At 46.0% G+C, this 17,618-nt stretch carries 16 protein-coding genes; 13 read left to right on the plus strand and 3 right to left on the minus strand.

Features of this window, described 5'->3' with window-relative positions; all coding sequences use genetic code 11:
- The first annotated feature begins 229 nt into the window (after nt 1-229).
- The 4 genes from betI (at nt 230) to ACPEPR_RS09045 (ending at nt 4,923) form a co-directional block, all read left to right on the plus strand.
- Complete coding sequence (betI, locus tag ACPEPR_RS09030; protein WP_034597681.1) at nt 230-814, plus strand: transcriptional regulator BetI; 585 nt, start codon at nt 230-232, stop codon at nt 812-814.
- A gap of 17 nt (nt 815-831) precedes the next feature.
- Nucleotides 832-2,307 carry a betaine-aldehyde dehydrogenase gene (gene betB, locus ACPEPR_RS09035; protein WP_423562327.1) on the plus strand — a complete coding sequence of 492 codons (1,476 nt, stop codon included), beginning with the start codon at nt 832-834 and terminating at the stop codon, nt 2,305-2,307.
- A gap of 16 nt (nt 2,308-2,323) precedes the next feature.
- Complete coding sequence (gene betA, locus ACPEPR_RS09040; RefSeq protein WP_180083797.1) at nt 2,324-3,991, plus strand: choline dehydrogenase; 1,668 nt, start codon at nt 2,324-2,326, stop codon at nt 3,989-3,991.
- A gap of 158 nt (nt 3,992-4,149) precedes the next feature.
- Nucleotides 4,150-4,923 (plus strand): TorF family putative porin, encoded by a 774-nt coding sequence (locus tag ACPEPR_RS09045; RefSeq protein ID WP_423562328.1) that lies wholly within the window; start codon nt 4,150-4,152, stop codon nt 4,921-4,923.
- Between the two features lie 23 nt (nt 4,924-4,946).
- Here ACPEPR_RS09045 and ACPEPR_RS09050 read toward each other — a convergent pair whose 3' ends face one another.
- Together ACPEPR_RS09050 and ACPEPR_RS09055 are read right to left on the minus strand one after the other, a co-directional pair.
- Nucleotides 4,947-6,338, minus strand: a complete 1,392-nt coding sequence (locus ACPEPR_RS09050; RefSeq protein WP_423562329.1) for an ATP-binding protein — start codon at nt 6,336-6,338, stop codon at nt 4,947-4,949.
- A 2-nt stretch (nt 6,339-6,340) separates the two neighbouring features.
- Nucleotides 6,341-7,012, minus strand: a complete 672-nt coding sequence (locus ACPEPR_RS09055; protein WP_104470221.1) for a response regulator transcription factor — start codon at nt 7,010-7,012, stop codon at nt 6,341-6,343.
- Nucleotides 7,013-7,121: 109 nt separating this feature from the next.
- Between ACPEPR_RS09055 and dsbD the strand changes: the two genes are divergently transcribed.
- The 5 genes from dsbD (at nt 7,122) to ACPEPR_RS09080 (ending at nt 12,099) form a co-directional block, all read left to right on the plus strand.
- Nucleotides 7,122-9,104: a protein-disulfide reductase DsbD gene (dsbD, locus tag ACPEPR_RS09060; protein WP_423562330.1), complete on the plus strand. Its 1,983-nt coding sequence runs from the start codon at nt 7,122-7,124 to the stop codon at nt 9,102-9,104.
- Nucleotides 9,101-9,943, plus strand: coding sequence for a prolipoprotein diacylglyceryl transferase family protein (locus tag ACPEPR_RS09065; protein ID WP_423562331.1), 843 nt, complete (start codon nt 9,101-9,103; stop codon nt 9,941-9,943). The genes dsbD and ACPEPR_RS09065 overlap by 4 nt, the downstream gene beginning before the upstream one ends.
- A gap of 12 nt (nt 9,944-9,955) precedes the next feature.
- Nucleotides 9,956-10,696, plus strand: a complete 741-nt coding sequence (dsbG, locus tag ACPEPR_RS09070) for a thiol:disulfide interchange protein DsbG (protein WP_075175219.1) — start codon at nt 9,956-9,958, stop codon at nt 10,694-10,696.
- Between the two features lie 272 nt (nt 10,697-10,968).
- The gene (locus ACPEPR_RS09075) at nt 10,969-11,892 is read left to right on the plus strand and encodes an Abi family protein (RefSeq protein WP_423562332.1); all 924 of its coding nucleotides are present in this window, start codon (nt 10,969-10,971) and stop codon (nt 11,890-11,892) included.
- Nucleotides 11,893-11,895: 3 nt separating this feature from the next.
- Complete coding sequence (locus ACPEPR_RS09080; RefSeq protein ID WP_127801575.1) at nt 11,896-12,099, plus strand: hypothetical protein; 204 nt, start codon at nt 11,896-11,898, stop codon at nt 12,097-12,099.
- 153 nt (nt 12,100-12,252) lie between these two features.
- On the opposite strand, the gene ACPEPR_RS09085 is transcribed toward ACPEPR_RS09080, so the two are convergent.
- The gene (locus tag ACPEPR_RS09085; protein ID WP_423562333.1) at nt 12,253-13,260 is read right to left on the minus strand and encodes an OmpA family protein; all 1,008 of its coding nucleotides are present in this window, start codon (nt 13,258-13,260) and stop codon (nt 12,253-12,255) included.
- Between the two features lie 658 nt (nt 13,261-13,918).
- Here ACPEPR_RS09085 and ACPEPR_RS09090 point away from each other — a divergent pair.
- From ACPEPR_RS09090 to ACPEPR_RS09105, 4 genes are all read left to right on the plus strand, one after another.
- Entirely contained in the window at nt 13,919-14,905 is a 987-nt protein-coding gene (locus ACPEPR_RS09090) for a DUF1852 domain-containing protein (RefSeq protein ID WP_423562334.1), read from the plus strand.
- Between the two features lie 28 nt (nt 14,906-14,933).
- On the plus strand, nt 14,934-15,962 hold the full coding sequence (locus ACPEPR_RS09095) for a methionine synthase (RefSeq protein WP_104498182.1): 1,029 nt from the start codon (nt 14,934-14,936) through the stop codon (nt 15,960-15,962).
- 109 nt (nt 15,963-16,071) lie between these two features.
- A complete protein-coding gene (locus ACPEPR_RS09100; RefSeq protein WP_005177877.1) occupies nt 16,072-16,563 on the plus strand; it encodes a flavin reductase in 492 nt (163 codons plus the stop codon).
- A 41-nt stretch (nt 16,564-16,604) separates the two neighbouring features.
- Nucleotides 16,605-17,405, plus strand: coding sequence for a sulfite exporter TauE/SafE family protein (locus ACPEPR_RS09105; RefSeq protein WP_423562335.1), 801 nt, complete (start codon nt 16,605-16,607; stop codon nt 17,403-17,405).
- Nucleotides 17,406-17,618 lie beyond the last annotated feature (213 nt).

A 17,618-nucleotide genomic window follows, 5' to 3' on the forward strand; every position in this document is an offset into this window, starting at 1 on the left:
AAATCTGTGACCATATTTTTTAATTCGGATCTACAGCGCAGTGTGTTTTGGCTTAACCAGACTATAGGCATGGCTCTCATTACAAACATTTGCAAATGAAAAACAAACTGAGCTGTACATCAGGAAGCAGACGGGACTATAATTTATTTTAATTGAACGTTCAATTAAAATAACGTTTTTTATATGTTACCTTGCCTTGTGCATGATTTTTATTAGTCAGGTCGATCTTATGCCTAAAGTTGGTATGCAACCGATTCGTCGTCAACAGCTAATTGATGCCACCTTATCTGCCATTAATGAACTGGGTTTTGCTGAAGCATCTATCAGCCAGATTGCCCAGCGGGCAGGTGTGTCTACAGGCATCATCAGTCATTATTTTCAGGGCAAGCATGGCCTGATTGAAGCGACCATGCGTTATTTGCTGCAACAGCTGGGCGATGCCATTTCTGCCAGTTTAAACGCCGCAGAAAACACCCCGGAGCAGCGCCTGATTGCGATTGTGCGTGCCAATTTCTCGGCCGAACAGACCGATAAAGCCGCCATGAAAACCTGGCTGGCATTCTGGGCCAACAGTATGCATCAACCTGACTTGCACCGTTTGCAGCAGGTCAACCATTATCGCCTGCATTCCAATATCAAGCATGAGTTTGCCAAACAGCTGGACCGCGAGCAGGCTGAACGCGCCGCGCAGGGTCTGGCCGCACTGATTGACGGTTTCTGGTTACGCGGTTCCTTAATGACCACTGAACTGGATGCCGATTTACCTATTCAGATTTGTGCCGACTATATCCGTCAGCAACTCAATATTCACTAAATTACGAGGAGAACCAATTGATGCAATTCAATACACAACGACCTTATATTCACGGTCAGTTTGTCGATGCTTCATCCTCTGAAACATTCCAAAGTATTAATCCGGCCAATGCTGAGGTGTTGGCCACCATTCAGGCATGTAACCAGGCCGATGTTGATCGGGCAGTACAGTCTGCCAAACAGGGACAAAAAGTCTGGGCAGCCATGACCACCATGCAGCGTTCACGCATTTTAAATCAGGCCGTAGCCATTTTACGGGCACGCAATGATGAGCTGGCAGAAATTGAAAGCCTGGACAGTGGCAAGCCTTTAAGTGAAACCCGGAGCGTCGATATTGTGACCGGGGCAGATGTGCTGGAATATTATGCCAGCATTTTACCAGCGCTCGAAGGCCAGCAAATTCCATTAAGAGAAAGTTCTTTTATTTATACCCGCCGTGAACCGCTGGGTGTGGTGGCCGGTATTGGCGCCTGGAATTATCCAATCCAGATTGCGTTATGGAAATCTGCACCGGCCTTGGCCGCAGGCAATGCCATGGTGTTTAAAGCCAGTGAAATTACCCCACTGACCGCGTTAAAACTGGCCGAAATTTATAGTGAAGCCGGAGTACCGGACGGCGTCTTTAATGTGGTGACCGGTGGTGGCGATGTGGGTAGCTATTTAACTGAGCATCCGGAGATTGCCAAAGTATCCTTTACCGGCGGTGTGAGTACCGGTAAAAAAGTAATGGCACAGGCGGCGGCGTCCAGCTTAAAAGAAGTCACCATGGAACTTGGTGGAAAATCACCGTTAGTTATCTGTGAAGATGCCAATCTGGATCTGGCTGCCGATATCGCCATGATGGCCAATTTCTACAGCTCTGGACAGGTGTGTACCAATGGAACCCGGGTGTTTATTCCTGCTGCATTAAAAGCCGCTTTTGAAGAAAAGATTCTGCAGCGCATTCCCTATGTGCGCATGGGTCAGCCTTTAGACCCGAACACTAATTTCGGGCCACTATCCAGCTTTGCCCATATGGAAAAAGTATTGCATTACATTGAGCTGGGCAAACATCAGGGCGCTCGTCTGTTAACAGGCGGGCAGCGCGCAGCGGCAGCTGAATTTGCGCACGGGGCTTTTGTCGAACCCACAGTATTTACTGATTGTCATGATGAAATGTGCATTGTTCAGGAAGAAATTTTTGGCCCGGTTATGAGTATTTTAAGTTATGACAGCGAAGATGAAGTAATCCGCAGAGCCAATGCCACCACCTATGGTCTGGCTGCTGGTGTGGTCAGTCCAGATTTAAGCCGTGCCCATCGTATTATTCATCAGATTGAAGCGGGGATTTGCTGGCTGAATACCTGGGGCGAATCTCCGGCAGAAATGCCGGTTGGTGGCTATAAACAGTCCGGTGTTGGCCGTGAAAATGGTCTGGTGACCTTACAGCACTATACCCAGACCAAATCGGTTCAGGTGGAACTGAGTCCTTTCCAATCTGTATTTTCAGCTTAAGGGAGGATCATGCTGCATGAACTATGACTATATTATTATTGGTGCAGGTTCTGCCGGGAATGTGCTGGCGGCTCGATTAACCGAAGATCCGGACACGACGGTGTTGCTCCTAGAAGCAGGTGGGCCGGACTACCGGCTGGATTTTCGTACCCAGATGCCTGCCGCGCTGGCTTATCCCTTACAGGGCCGGCGTTATAACTGGGCCTATCTGACCGATCCGGAACCGTATATGAATAACCGCCGTATGGAATGTGGTCGCGGTAAAGGCTTGGGCGGTTCCTCCCTGATTAACGGCATGTGTTATATCCGCGGCAATGCGATGGATCTGGAACAATGGGCCAGTTTGAAAGGACTGGAGCATTGGAGCTATGCCGACTGCCTGCCTTATTATAAAAAGGCCGAAACCCGTGATATTGGCGGCAATGACTATCATGGCGACAGCGGTCCGGTACAGGTCGCCACCCCGAAAGCCGGAAATAACGAGCTGTTTCATGCCATGGTCGATGCTGCGGTGCAGGCCGGCTATCCACGTACCGATGATTTAAATGGCTATCAGCAGGAAGGATTTGGTCCGATGGACCGTACCGTAACCCCGCAGGGACGCCGTTCCAGCACAGCGCGTGGTTATCTGGATATGGCCAGACAGCGCCCGAATTTAACCATTCGCACCCATGCCATGACCCATAAAATTCTATTTAATGGCAAGCAGGCTATAGGCGTCGAATATTTTCAGGGACAAAGTACCGCGCAGCCACAGCAAGTCTTTGCTGAAAAAGAAGTGCTGCTCTGTGGGGGTGCCATTGCTTCCCCGCAAATTCTGCAGCGTTCCGGTGTCGGTAATGCCCAGCATCTAAAAAGCCTGGAGATTCCGGTGGTTCATGATTTACCGGGCGTAGGTGAAAACCTGCAAGATCATCTGGAAATGTATTTACAGTATCAGTGCAAAAAACCGGTCAGCTTATATCCAGCCTTAAAATGGTATAACCAGCCAAAAATTGGCGCAGAATGGCTGTTTTTAGGTCAGGGTGTGGGTGCCAGTAACCAGTTTGAAGCCGGTGGCTTTATCCGCACCTCCGATGAGTTTGCCTGGCCGAATATCCAGTATCACTTTTTACCGGTCGCCATTAACTACAATGGCAGTAATGCCATTCAGCAGCATGGTTTTCAGGCGCATGTCGGTTCCATGCGCTCTCCATCCCGCGGTCGGGTCAAACTGCGCTCCAAAGATCCGTTTCAGCATCCAAGTATCCTGTTCAATTATATGAGTACCGAACAGGACTGGCGCGAGTTCCGTGATGCCATCCGCATTACCCGGGACATCATGCATCAACCGGCTTTAGATGCCTATCGCGGCGAAGAAATCAGCCCGGGCAAACAGGTACAAAGCGATGCCGAGCTGGACGAATTTATCCGTAACCACGCTGAAACTGCGTTCCATCCATCTTGCAGCTGCAAAATGGGTGAAGATGATATGGCGGTGGTCGATGGCTACGGGCGGGTACATGGGCTGCAAAACCTGCGTGTGATTGATGCTTCGATCATGCCGCTGATTATTACCGGCAACCTGAATGCCACCACCATTATGATGGCCGAAAAACTGGCCGATCATATTCGCGCCAAACCGGCGCTGGCCAAATCTACGGCGCCATTTTACCGGGCCAATACGCCAGTCCGGTCAATCTAGCCGCAACAGAACGCTTTGATCTCTTAGATCATTTTGATGTGCATTTTTATACACATCCTTTTTTTCTTAGTTAAAATCACATATCCAACCATCCGCACAGCTCACGGTCGGATGGTTGGCTGGGATTTTTACATTCAATCAGGTTAAATTTTAAAACAATGATTCCATTTACAAGAACGGTGGTCGCCGCCGGGTGTCTGTCATGTATCAGCATGTCCAGCTGGGCCAATGATGCATCCTCTTCCTCTATTGATGTGTCTGGTCAGCTGACCGCAGTATCTAAATATGTGTCGCGCGGTCTGACCAATGCACCAGAAAATGAAGACTTGGCTTTGCAGGCCTCTTTAACCCTGGGTTACGGAAATTTTTATGCCGGTTATTGGGGCAGTACACTGGGTTATTCATACCGCGATTTACAACAAGGCCGGCAATACAGCACCGATAAAATGGAACATGATTTTATTGTCGGGCATGTGTCAGATTTTAAAGGCCTCACTTGGGATCTGTGGAATGCGACCTATTATTATCCGGGTGGGGACAGCACCACCTCCAATGAACTGGGCCTGCGTGTCAGTAAAAACCTGAATGAGCAAGCTACACTAACCTTCGGCGTGTCGACCTATTTATATGATGTGGTGTATATGAATCAGGGGGATACCTATGTCAGCCTGAACTATGCCCATCAGCTCAGTGATAAATTAACTGGAAATCTGGCCGTTGCCGGTTCTTATTTTAATGACTCCGGCAAATATGAAGGTCAGGAATTTTTAGATACCCAGACCGATACTGCTTTTCGTTTTACCTCGGTCGGGCTGGATTATGCAGTTGCGCCGAATGTGAATGTCTTTTCCGACTTCATTCTGGGTGGCTATGACCGCAGTAAAATCAAACAGAAAAATCAGGCGGTTTGGGGCTTAAGATATAGTTTCTAATCTAGTCCCCAAGCATCAACCCTTTAATTGAGCGTGGAAGAGGGTTGCTCCGGCCGAATGCGAATGCTTAAACCCTGAGGCGGGTTCAGGCTTAAATCCATCTGGTAGTGATGATGCTGGAGCAGTGCTTTCACCAAAGCCAGCCCTAAACCATGACCCTGTTGCTGGGCAGATTTACGCCAGAAGCGCCGGGTCATCTGGGTCAGTTCAGCGGCAGTCAGCCCCTGACCATCATCTTGTACCAGCAGTTGCTGATTATGCATGGTAATTGCAATTCGGCTTAAGCCTTGGGCATGTAGCAGGGCATTTTCCAGCAGATTTTTCAGAATCGTCTGCAAGCTCAGCGGTGGTAGTTGCAGGGTCTGCAGACTTTCCCAATCGACCTGCAATACGCTATTTAAATGCGGATAAACCGGACTTAATTCCTCTATCACTTGTCTTAAAACTGGCGCGACTTCGGTGGTTTCCGAATCTGTGGCGGCTTGCGCAACGTCATGATCGGTCTGGCTCAGTAATAACAATTGTTCCAGCAACTGCTGATAGCGCCAGATACTGCTTTCCGCCTGTTTCAGGTTTTCAATCAGCTTGCTGGCCTGCGCCGGATTCTGCTCGACCATCATCCGGCTGAGTTGTACATGGGTTTTAATTGCAGTTAAAGGACTACGCAGTTCGTGTGCGGCATAGGCGGTAAACAGTTTTTCATTTTCCAGACTATGGTGCAGGTTCTGAATCAGCTGATTGGAATTATCGACAAAGGGCTGGACTTCTTTGGGAATTTTACGCGCATCTAGATGTTGCAGATAATGCGCCGCATCTGACAGCGAATGCTGTTTATCTGCCAGTTGCTGGGCCATATCATCTAAAGGGCGGAATTCTTTACGCAAAATATGAATCACCAGCGCCATACAGATCAGTAGCGATAACACCAGCGGAATCAGCACCGATTGCAGAATCTGTTGCAATAAAGAGGCTCTAAGCACCAGCCGTTCTGCGGCCACCACCTGAATATCACCTTTACGCAGCACATAACTGCGCCATTCCACACCATTTTCCTGCCAGGTACTAAAGCCCAGTTGCTGTCCGGTTAGCTGCGCCGGCGCACCGCGGGTCCGGGCCACCACATACGGCCCCAAGGTAATATCCGAGCTAAACACCGACACCTCACAGGCAATCAGGTTTTGCGCATGATACTGTTCGGCCACCTGTTTTAAGGAATCGGGATTAATTTCCTGGAGCGGCAAATGCTGAATCAGCCGCGCCACCATTTGTGCAGAGGCAAACAGGCGCTGATCCAGCGTATCTTGCAGCCGCTGCTGCAAATCATAATACAGCCAGCAAAACACCAGACTCCACAGGCTAAGAAACACCACCATAAACATGCTAACCAGCCGCCATTTTAAACTGTAGTTCTGCATGTTCAGCTCTCGGTTTCCGGTACTTTAAACATATAGCCCACACCACGAATGGTCTGAATCAGCTGCGGCTCTAGTTTCTGGCGTAAATGATAAATATGCACATTCAGCGCGTTGCTCTCGATACTGTCCTGATAGCCATACAGTTTATCGAGCAGCTGTTCATTTTTTAAAATCTGGTTGGGATGGCTCATCAGGGTTTCCAGCAGGCTGTATTCACGCCGTGACAGAGTCACCGGCTGCTGCTGGAACGTCACTTCCTGGGTATCGCGGTTTAACAGCAAATCACCCAGTTGCAACAGGTTGGAAGAAAAACCACGATTACGCCGTGCCAGCGCATGTATACGGGCAATCAGCTCATCCAGTTCAAAGGGTTTGGTCAGGTAGTCATCGGCCCCCAGATTTAAGGCTTCTACACATTGCCGGGTTTGATGCCGGGCGGTTAAAACCAGTACCGGCAGATGAATTTCATCCTGGCGCCACTGCTGCAGCAGTTCCAGACCATCCTGATCGGGCAGGCCCAAATCCAGCAGGCACAAATCGACAGCACTTTGCCGGATAAAATAATCGGCAGCACGCGCAGTAGCCACATGCTCGACTGAAATATTTAAATAGTCCAGCGCTGAACAGATACTTTGGGCAATATAAGGATCGTCTTCGACCAGAACCACAAACATAGTTACTCTCCACCTGAAATCCTATTTTATAAATAATGAGCTATGTTAATGTTCTCTTAATTTAATCTTTTTAATAATGAATCGGGTTTTCTACAGAAAAATGGACGTCATGATTACGCGTGTAAGTGCTTTGCTTGTGGTTCTTTGTGCATTCTGGCCAGTTTGGTCACAGGCGCAGGAGTTCTTGCCACCCGATCAGGCGTTTCAGTTTCAGGCGCGTTCTATTAGTGATGATCAGGCGGAACTGCGCTGGACCATCGCCGAGGATTATTATTTATATCATGATCAGCTGCAGGTGCGTAGCGATGCTGGTGCGCTAAAATTACAGCTGCCGGTCCCGGAAGATAAGAACGATCCGACCTTTGGCCAGACCAAGGTGCATTATCATCAGGTCAAGACCACGATTACGGTCGCGCCAAACCAGCAATTTAAAATTCAGTGGCAGGGCTGTGCCGAAAGCGGTTTATGTTATCCGGTGCAACGCGCCACCATTCAGACCGATGCGCAAGGCTTGTTGCCCCAGTCAGATGCGCCTTCAAGCGAACGGCGTTTATTAAGTGCCGCCAAACCGGTCGCGCTGGATGCACCGGCTAAAATTGAAGCGGCACCTAGTAAACCTGAAAAAACAGCACTGACAACTACATCTGCTGCCGCCGAAGAAGCAGTCATTGAAAATGAGTCGATTGCCGCAGTAGAGAATACAGAGCCGACAAAACTCACTGATGCTGTCGCGGCTTCAGAAATTTCAGTCGTAGCGTCTAATCCGGTGCCGGCCAGTGAAATCGCAGGCGAGACACAAACGGCAGCCGCCGCGTCATTACAATCTGAATGGAACAACGACCAGTATTTTTTCAATTTACTCTCGGAACATCATTTATTTTTTAATCTGCTGATTTTTTTAGGTTTTGGCATTTTACTGGCCTTTTTACCTTGTTCTTTGCCACTGATTCCAATTTTGTCTGGCATTCTGGTACAGCGTCATCGTGGTTATCGTGCTGCGTTGATTGCGCTGGCTTTTGTGCTGGGTATGGCCGCAGTGTATGCAGTGATGGGGCTGGCAGTTGCGCAACTGGGCTATAGTTTCCAGCGCTGGTTCCAAAGCCCGATCTTTATTGGCATCTTTGCGGTGTTGTTTATCCTGTTTGCCTTGAACCTGTTTGGGGTGTATCAGCTGTCCTTACCGCAGGGTTTATTACAACGAATGGACCGATGGCAGCAAAAACAGCAGGGCGGTACGCTGGTCGGTGCTGCGTTAATGGGGATGATTTCCGCGCTGATTGTAGGTCCGTGTATGAGTGCGCCTTTGGCCGGTGCCTTGCTGTTTGTATCGCAACTGGATCAGCCGGTACTCGGCGCGACCTATCTGTTTGTACTGGGTCTGGGCCTCGGGATTCCTTTATTTATTGCCGCCGTATTTGGCGCCAAATATTTACCGAAACCGGGTTTATGGATGGACCGGCTAAAATTCAGTTTCGGCTTTTTAATGCTGGCGCTGGCGGTTTATTTCGCCCGCCCATTGCTGCCGACTGTGGCCTATTTCCTGTTGATGGGCATTATTTTCCTGGCGCTGGCAATTTACTGCTTCGATTTAATCCGCAGACATCTGCAAGGGAAAATTTCGCGTGTTGGCGTTATTGTGCTGGCGCTGGCCATGACCGCTATTGGTATTTGGCATATTCAACATGGCCTTCAGCAGATGGGTGCGGTCCATACCCAGCAAACACTCAGCTGGCAAAAGGTGCATACCCAGCAGGAACTGGCACAGCTGCTACAGCAGAACAGTGGACGCAGTATCGTGATTGATGTCTATGCCGACTGGTGTGTGGCCTGTCAGCCGGTAGAAAATGAAGTCCTGCCACGTACCGATGTACAGGCAGCCTTGCAGGATGTGGTGCGGATTAAACTGGATTTAACCGAGTATCATCCATCTCAAGATGCATTACTGCGTGACTGGCAGATTCTTGGCCCACCGACCATGATTTTCCTGGACAGCCAGCAGCAGGAACAGCGTACTTTACGTTTAACCGGCACCTTTAGCGCGACCCAACTTATTCAGCGCTTGCAGCAACTTCAGCAGGCGAACACGCCATGATGGTTTCTGCAACGGCGCTGCATATGGGCCCACTAATGTTGCCGTGGCAGATGGTGCTGCTGCTCACCGGATTAGTGCTGGTGTATGGGGCAGGGCGATATTTCAGACACAAACAGCAATGGCCTGAACCTAGCTGGCGCATCTTTAGTGACAGCTTGTGGACGTCATTCTGGGTGGGGTTAATTGCCGCACGACTGGTTTTTGTACTAATGCATGCCGATCTTTATCTGGCGACACCACTAGATATAATCAAGATTCAGGACAAAGGCTTTCATTTTTATGGTGGATTGATTGCCGGCATTGGGTGGTTTTTATGGAAAAACCGGGCATTGGCCAATCTGCCTAAAGCGATATTGATCGCGCTATTTGTTGCGATTCAGCTTTGCCTGAACTGGGGTATTCAAACGGTTTTACCACAGCAGAATCAGTATCCTGACCTGCAATTTCAAAATTTACAGCAGCAACAGGTGCCACTACAGCACTGGGTCAGCAAACCGACCGTCATTAACCTGTGGGCCAGCTGGTGTCCGCCGTGTCACCGGGAAATGCCGGTTTTACATCAGGCCCAGCAGGATTATCCGGACATTCATTTTGTAATGCTGAATCAGGGCGAAACGACTGACACCGTACAGGATTATTTGCGTCAGCATCGTTTTAATTTCCAGCATGTCCTGTTTGATCCTCAAGGTGACATGGCCACCCAGATGAATATGCATGGCTTGCCAAGCACCTTGTTCTTTAATGCACAAGGACAGCTCGTGCATCGGCATATGGGCGAACTGACCCAGCCGATGCTGCGTCGCTATATCAATGATCTTTCTGCTCCATCTTCAAAATAACAGGAAATTCTCATGAAAATGATCTATCCCGCTGCGTTGTTCCTGCTGCTGTTAAATACGACAGCATTTGCCCAGACTGATCTGAAAAAACAGATTGAGCAGGAAGGCTTTAAATTTATCAAACAGATTGAAGCGCCAGAAAAAATGACCGGATGGGCCGGGCATATGCAGCAAAGTCCGGCGACCGTGTTTATTTCCAATGACCAGAAATATTACATTATTGGCGATTTGCACAATGCCAAGGGTGAGAACCTGACCATCAAAGCGCTTGAAACCCATGTCAAAGACGCCGTGCTGGATGATGTCTGGAAAAGTCTGGAAAACTCCACCTGGATTCAGGACGGACAAAAAGATGCGCCGCGGATTGTATATGTATTTTCAGACCCGAATTGTCCGTATTGCCATACCTTCTGGCAAAAGGCACGTCCGTGGGTGAAGGCGGGGAAGGTACAGCTTAGACATATTCAGGTGGCAGTCATTCGTGATGAGAGTCGCGGGCAAGTGGCAACCATGCTGATGGCTAAAAATCCACAGCAGGTGTTTACCAGTTACAATGCCAACAAAGGGCAAAACAAGTTAAAAATTACCAAGAATATCCCTGCTGATATTGCTGCAAAAATAGATGCCAATCAGGAACTGATGGCTAAATATGGTTTCTTTGCCACTCCGTCGATGGTGTGGAAAAACCAGCAAGGCGAGTTTAAGTCCGCCCAAGGGATGACGGAGGATTTAAGAGAGATTTTTGAGAAGTAAAAGGTTCATGAACAATGGCAGATGTTGTTTAGGTTAGCGCTTGGGGTGTAAAAAATCTTCCCCTTGTGGAATGCTGTTCCTCACCTCTTTAATAAAGAGGGGTTAGGGGAGATTAGATATAAAAAAGACTGTCGCTAAGGGCAGTTTTTGATCATAACTTGCTAATAATGGCAATTGTCGCTATTATGTACTTAATGCAGCCGCCACGCTTAGTTCTTCTTTTGAAGTCCGCGCAACCTTGGCGGTTTTTTATGCCTCGATTTTAGTGAATTATGTTAAAACCTTATAATAAAAAGCCTTTATCATATGCTGAGCAAGTGCATCATCTACAGTCTAAAGGATTGAGTATTCATAATGTTGCTTGGGCTGAAGGAATATTGGCAAAATATGGTTATTATCGCTTAAGTGCATATTGGTATCCTTACCGAATAAGGTCAGGAAATAATGTCTTAGATCGATTCAAGCCGGGCACTTCGTTTGAAAAAATTGTGCAATTATATGAATTTGATACTGAATTACGATTACAAATATTCGGTGCTATCGAAATTATAGAAACGTTTTTACGAACGAAATTAACGTATTATCTCGGTCATCAATATGGTGCATTTGGTATCTACAATGCACAAAATTTTTATCCCAAATTTAACCATAGAAAATTTTTAGAAACATGCAACAAAGAAGTTGAACGCTCTAAAGATACGTTCATCCAGCATTTTCAACAAAATTATGATGATTTTCCTCAAATCCCAATTTGGATGCTGACAGAAGTTTTAAGTTTTGGTTCATTGTCATTTTTATATAGTGGTTTAATAAATAATAAGGCTAACAATAAAGAAGATAAGAAAGCAATCGCACAGCATTTTTCTTTGCATCATGAAAAATTAGCTGAATGGTTGCATATATTGACCTATGTGAGAAATATTTGTGCCCATCATGGACGGTTATGGAATAAAGAATTAGCTATTAAATCTAAAGCCGACAAAGATCCAAATTGGCAATCACCGATTACACCGACGAATAAACGTATCTTCTATGTACTCTTAATCTTAAAAACCTTGCTAAGACCGACAGGATTTGATTCAGAGTGGTGCTATCAATTGAATAAACTCTTAAAACCTATTGTGAAAGATGAAAATTGGCGTGTTGCGATGGGGTTTCCTGGTAATTGGGAAGAACATCCTATTTGGAGCTTATGAAATATGGTAAAAAAAATACCAGAATTTTTAGAAGGTCGTAGCCCTGATCGTCAAAATCGCATTTTGGAAAATACAAAAATAATCTTAAAAGATTGTGTTATGGATGAGGTTTATTTATTACAACTAGCAGAAAAAGCGAAAAGTGAAGAAACTATCAGGATAACTTTAGCTGACTTAAGAGTTCGAGTTCACAAAAACCGCACTTAAAAGTTTGATAAGCTGAAACCGCGTATCGCTTAGTCTATCAAGTCATTGACGCCAAAATTGTGGTGCTTGTTTTAGACGTTGACTGCCGTGACACCATTTTTAAAAAGATGTAAAAAAGACCGCTATATTGCGGTCTTTTTAGTATTTAGACTTTTATAATTTCACCAACTCCACCCGACGGTTTTTCGCCTTACCATCTTCAGTCGCATTATCTGCAACAGGCTGAGTATCCCCAAAACCTTTGGCTGTCAGACGATTTGTATCAATGCCTGCTTTGGTTAGAGCAGTCACCACAGCTTGCGCACGTTGCTCAGACAATTTTAAATTATGCGCCGCATCGCCTGTATTATCAGTATGTCCGTAAATGCCAAGTTTTAAATCATCGTTATCTTTCAGTAAAGCAATAATCTGATCTATTTGTTCTTGTGAGTCTGGCAAAATATCGGCTTGATCTGTGGCAAAGTTAATTTGCACACTCACTTTACTGTCCTGATCCAGACTTTGTTTCAGTGCACTCGACGTCAGTGCTTTGGCAGTGATATTTAAGGGCTGACTTTCCGCTACCATTAAACCCATATAGTTGCCAGATTGCGCCAAATGGAACCAAATATTTTTATCCGCTTGTCGAATCACATACGTTTGCGCAGGGTAATTATAAATATCAGCCAAACCTGAACCATGTTGCACCCGAATGGCATCAGGCAGACTGTTGGCAAGCTCTCTTGGAATTTGACTATTGGCAACTTCTACACCGCCAAGCTGTTTAATTACCGCATCAAGGTTACGCTGTATTTCTAAAAAACTGCCTTCTTTATAATCTGATTCAGCGCTAATACCCGAACTAAACAGTTTTCCTTCAACCCAGTGAAAGTCATGTCCTGTCCAAAAGGGTACACGTTCAAAATTTCGTTTTTCATCATTCTGATAGCGATAGCCCTCTGGTAATTCAATATAAGGCAACTCACCAGGCACTGCGCTCGAAATGGGTATGTTATTCAGATCAAAATCTGAGCTGGCTTTGGCAGTTTCATTTGAATCTGATGTGATTTCAGAAGTACTGACTTCAGTTTCAGACTGATCAGAAGTGGGTTTGGCACAGCCATACATAAGTGTCAGTACACAACCTAAACTTAGGCCTAAGATTGTTTTTTGAAAAGTCATTGGATATTTCCTTATTTTACTGATCTTAATATTCTGCTTGTATTTTAAGCAGTATAGCTGGGCCGGCTTAAATTTTCATTTCTTATAGAAGCTGAAAGTCGCAAAGTCGTTTCTCAAGGAAATTGGGCTACAGAAGAACACTGCATCTATTCGTTTAATAGGAAGGTAAATCACTGATCATTTAAAGCTAAACCCCTTGATTTTTCCTCATCTTCAACTGAGCCAAATTCATGTTGATGCTTTTATAGACATTTTTATATAAGCGCCGTTTGACCTAAACAGACCAGATCCAAATATTTAGGCGAGCCAATTTTTTATTCCATCAAGAAGCTCATTTTCTTCAACAAAATGTGAAGATATTTAGCTACAATAAAAATTATAAATAATTGTTTTTATTAAAATTAAAAAAATATATTTTGATTCTAAATCTAGCTTTTTGGCCTTTTTCCAGCAAGAAAAATTGGACTCGATTGATGACTCATAGGGCAGTCTATTTTTCTATATTTTCGCCTTAAATAACGCTATTCAAATCAAAACATGAATTTAATTCACTATTAACTTAGATTAAATCATTTTTATTCATCTTAGGGTTCACGTATAACTAAAACCAGAAAGACATTCAGGTTTTTATTTTTAGATATTTAAAGCGGTGGAACAGATGAGTCAACGGTTTGCATGTTCAATTAAACGTATTCGTTTTGATGAAAACTATCAACCAGCGGACAGTACCCGTTTAACAACCAACTTTGCCAATCTGGCGCGTGGCGAAAGCCGTGAACAGAACCTGCGTAACACGCTGCGCATGATCAATAACCGTTTTAATGCCTTGGCACATTGGGATAATCCGAAGGGTGACCGTTATTCACTGGAAATTGATATTGTGTCTGCAGATCTTGATGTCGAAGGCAATGGTAACGCCTTTCCAGCCATTGAAATGCTGAAATCGACGATTGTTGATCATCGTACCAATCAGCGTATTGAAGGCATGATCGGAAACAGTTTTTCATCGTATGTACGTGATTATGACTTTAGCGTGCTTTTATTGTCCCAAGGCCATAAAGCCGGGGAAATGCCTGACAACTTTGGTGATTTGCACGGCAAGCTGTATCAGTACGTGGTGAATTCCGAGGCGTTCCAGTCACAGTTTAATAAACAGCCGGTGATCTGCCTGAGCGTATCGACCACCAAAACCTATTATCGTACCGCCAATATTCATCCGGTGTTAGGGGTTGAATATCAGCAAAATGAATACTCAAGAACAGATCATTATTTCGCAAAAATGGGTTTAACTGTTCGCTATTTTAAACCGGAAAATAGTGCTGCACCTTTGGCGTTCTATTTTAGCGGTGATTTATTGACGGATTATACCGATCTTGAATTAATCAGCGCGATTAGCACCATGGAAAGCTTCCAGAAGATTTATCGTCCTGAAATTTATAATGCCAACTCGACTGCAGGTCAGGTCTATCAACCTAGTCTTGAGTACCCGGATTATTCCTTAACGCAAATTGTCTATGACCGTGTCGAGCGTAGCCAGCTGGCCGTAAAACAGGGCAAATGGACAGAAGAACACTTTATTAAACCGTATCAGCACATTCTGGAACAGTGGGCTGCCAGCTACGCCGTAGCAACCAACGCTGCTTAATTCAACGTATAGAGATAGAAGATTAAAGATGAGCATTTTACTCCCAACCTCAACCGCAGGCAGCTTACCGAAACCATCCTGGCTGGCAGAACCGGAAAAACTCTGGTCGCCATGGAAACTTGAAGGCGATGCACTGCGTGAAGCCAAACAGGATGCCTTGAGCCTGTCACTGCATGAACAGTTACTGGCCGGAATTGATATTGTCAGCGATGGTGAGCAGACCCGTCAGCATTTTGTCACCACCTTTATTGAACATCTCGAAGGTGTGGATTTTGAAAAACGGGAAACGGTGCGTATTCGTAACCGTTATGATGCCAGCGTACCTTCGGTGATCGGTGAGGTGGCCCGGAAACAGCCGGTGTTTGTGGAAGATGCCAAGTTTTTACGCAGCCAGACCACTCAGCCAATTAAATGGGCTTTGCCGGGTCCAATGACCATGATTGATACCCTGTACGATGGTCATTACAAAAGCCGTGAAAAACTGGCCTGGGAATTTGCCAAAATCCTGAATCAGGAGGCAAGGGAACTCGAAGCCGCTGGGGTTGATATTATTCAGTTTGATGAACCTGCTTTTAACGTGTTCTTTGATGAAGTCAATGACTGGGGTGTGGCCACGCTGGAACGCGCACTGGAAGGTCTGAAATGCGAAACCGCCGTGCATATCTGCTATGGCTATGGCATTAAAGCCAATACTGACTGGAAAAAAACCTTAGGCTCTGAATGGCGTCAATATGAAGCCGTGTTCCCGAAACTGCAACAATCCAAAATTGATATTGTTTCGCTGGAATGTCAGAACTCACGCGTACCGATGGACCTGATTGAGCTGATCCGCGGCAAAAAAGTTATGGTTGGCGCTATTGATGTGGCCACCAACCAGATTGAAACCGCAGAAGAAGTGGCCAATACCTTGCGTAAAGCTTTGCAGTTTGTTGATGCCGACAAGCTTTATCCATCGACCAACTGTGGTATGACGCCGTTATCGCGTCAGGTGGCGCAAGGTAAACTTCGTGCTTTAAGCGCTGGCGCCGATATTGTGCGTCAAGAATTGAGTGCTTAACGCGCAGGCACATCATGTGGCAGAGCTGATGGGAATGGATGGAAAACATCTGGCCCATCCGCTTAACAACCATTTCAAGCATAACCCAAGAAAATGAAGGAATCCGGTGATGATTGAAGCAGCAGACTTTAGAAATGCCATGTCTTTGCTCAGCAGCGCGGTCAATGTGGTGACCACGGCAGGGGCGTCTGGTGTGCATGGATTTACCGCATCTGCCGTGTGTAGTGTAACCGATACACCACCGACCTTATTGGTTTGCATGAATCAGGCTTCACGCTCACACGCCCATTTTATTGAAAATAAAATCTTGAGCGTGAATGTGCTAGGCGCGCAGCATCAACAAATCTCCAATGTCTTTGCCTCCAAAATGAAGTCTGAAGAGCGCTTTCAATATGGAACCTGGACTGAGCTGGAAACCGGCGCGCCGGTGTTAACAGATGCCTTGACCAGCTTTGATTGCGAGATTGAGCAGATTCAGCAGGTGGGTACGCATAGCATTTTTATGTGCCGTGTGCTGGCCATTCAGCACAGTCAGCAAGAACATGGTCTGGTGTATTTTAATCGTGCCTATCATCAGGTTGGTGAGCTGGAACTTGCTTAAGGCGCCTTGTCTTTAATTTCAAATTATTCAGTCAGTATTTCGTGGAAATTATCATTTTTTTAATTATCGGGGCATGCGCAGGTTTTGCCGCTGGGCTGTTTGGGGTCGGTGGCGGAACAATCATTGTACCACTGTTATATATCGTGTTTATGCAGATGGGTTATAGTCCGGATGCGATTATGCATTTGGCTTTAGGTACATCGCTAGCAACTATTGTGATCACCTCTATCAGTTCATTGATGGCGCACCATAAGAACGAGGCAGTGCTGTGGCCAGTCTTTAGACATCTAGCTCCGCCTATGGCCATTGGATGCTTTTTCGGTGCAGGGATTGCCGGTTTAATTTCGGGCTTACATTTGCAGATTGTGGTAGGAATCTTTCTGATCTGGGTGGCGTATACCATGTTTACAGGTAGCAAAAAGCCGGCAGAGCAGGGGCGAACCTTGCCCTCAACCGGTCAACAAATCGCTGCAGGTTCGGGAATTGGTTTTGCTTCAGCCATCTTTGGGATTGGCGGTGGCAGCTTGACCGTACCGTATCTCAACCGTTATGGCGTGGTCATGCAACAGGCAGTAGGCACATCTGCAGCCTGTGGTTTCCCCATTGCAGTTGCCGGTGCTTTGGGATTTATGATTTTTGGGATGCAGGCGCAGGTGAATGTGCCCAATACTATTGGCTTTGTTCATATTTATGCTTTTCTTGGTATTAGCATTATGAGTTTCTTTACTGCCAAACTTGGGGCGAAAACAGCACATGCATTATCGCCACAAATCCTGAAAAAATGTTTCGCCGTGTTATTGGTGATTGTGGGCTGTTTCTTTCTGGTTAAGGGTTTGGGTTAAGCTGAAGGCAATTGGAAGATAACGAATACGCTCATAATAGTGGTTTGATTATAGAGCGTATGCTTCTCAGCAGATTCATGATCTAAATAATTATCTTTAGAAGGAGCTTCCTGTTCAATTTGGATTACTTGATTTACTTAGAAGAAGTCGGTTTCCTCAATTAAAAAATAGAACAATAAATATTAGGGTCTGTTGACATTTACTGTACTGTGC

It is taken from the genome of Acinetobacter sp. AND/436 (genome assembly GCF_049546925.1).
Classification (GTDB): Bacteria; Pseudomonadota; Gammaproteobacteria; order Pseudomonadales; family Moraxellaceae; genus Acinetobacter; species Acinetobacter indicus.

What these genes read in the sequence shown, in the direction of transcription:
- betI (WP_034597681.1), top strand. Translation starts at nt 230, where the DNA reads ATGCCTAAAGTTGGTATGCAACCGATTCGTCGTCAACAGCTAATTGAT.
- betA (WP_180083797.1), top strand. Translation starts at nt 2,324, where the DNA reads ATGAACTATGACTATATTATTATTGGTGCAGGTTCTGCCGGGAATGTG.
- ACPEPR_RS09045 (WP_423562328.1), top strand. Translation starts at nt 4,150, where the DNA reads ATGATTCCATTTACAAGAACGGTGGTCGCCGCCGGGTGTCTGTCATGT.
- ACPEPR_RS09050 (WP_423562329.1), bottom strand. Translation starts at nt 6,338, where the DNA reads ATGCAGAACTACAGTTTAAAATGGCGGCTGGTTAGCATGTTTATGGTG.
- ACPEPR_RS09055 (WP_104470221.1), bottom strand. Translation starts at nt 7,012, where the DNA reads ATGTTTGTGGTTCTGGTCGAAGACGATCCTTATATTGCCCAAAGTATC.
- dsbD (WP_423562330.1), top strand. Translation starts at nt 7,122, where the DNA reads ATGATTACGCGTGTAAGTGCTTTGCTTGTGGTTCTTTGTGCATTCTGG.
- ACPEPR_RS09065 (WP_423562331.1), top strand. Translation starts at nt 9,101, where the DNA reads ATGATGGTTTCTGCAACGGCGCTGCATATGGGCCCACTAATGTTGCCG.
- dsbG (WP_075175219.1), top strand. Translation starts at nt 9,956, where the DNA reads ATGAAAATGATCTATCCCGCTGCGTTGTTCCTGCTGCTGTTAAATACG.
- ACPEPR_RS09075 (WP_423562332.1), top strand. Translation starts at nt 10,969, where the DNA reads ATGTTAAAACCTTATAATAAAAAGCCTTTATCATATGCTGAGCAAGTG.
- ACPEPR_RS09080 (WP_127801575.1), top strand. Translation starts at nt 11,896, where the DNA reads ATGGTAAAAAAAATACCAGAATTTTTAGAAGGTCGTAGCCCTGATCGT.
- ACPEPR_RS09085 (WP_423562333.1), bottom strand. Translation starts at nt 13,260, where the DNA reads ATGACTTTTCAAAAAACAATCTTAGGCCTAAGTTTAGGTTGTGTACTG.
- ACPEPR_RS09090 (WP_423562334.1), top strand. Translation starts at nt 13,919, where the DNA reads ATGAGTCAACGGTTTGCATGTTCAATTAAACGTATTCGTTTTGATGAA.
- ACPEPR_RS09095 (WP_104498182.1), top strand. Translation starts at nt 14,934, where the DNA reads ATGAGCATTTTACTCCCAACCTCAACCGCAGGCAGCTTACCGAAACCA.
- ACPEPR_RS09100 (WP_005177877.1), top strand. Translation starts at nt 16,072, where the DNA reads ATGATTGAAGCAGCAGACTTTAGAAATGCCATGTCTTTGCTCAGCAGC.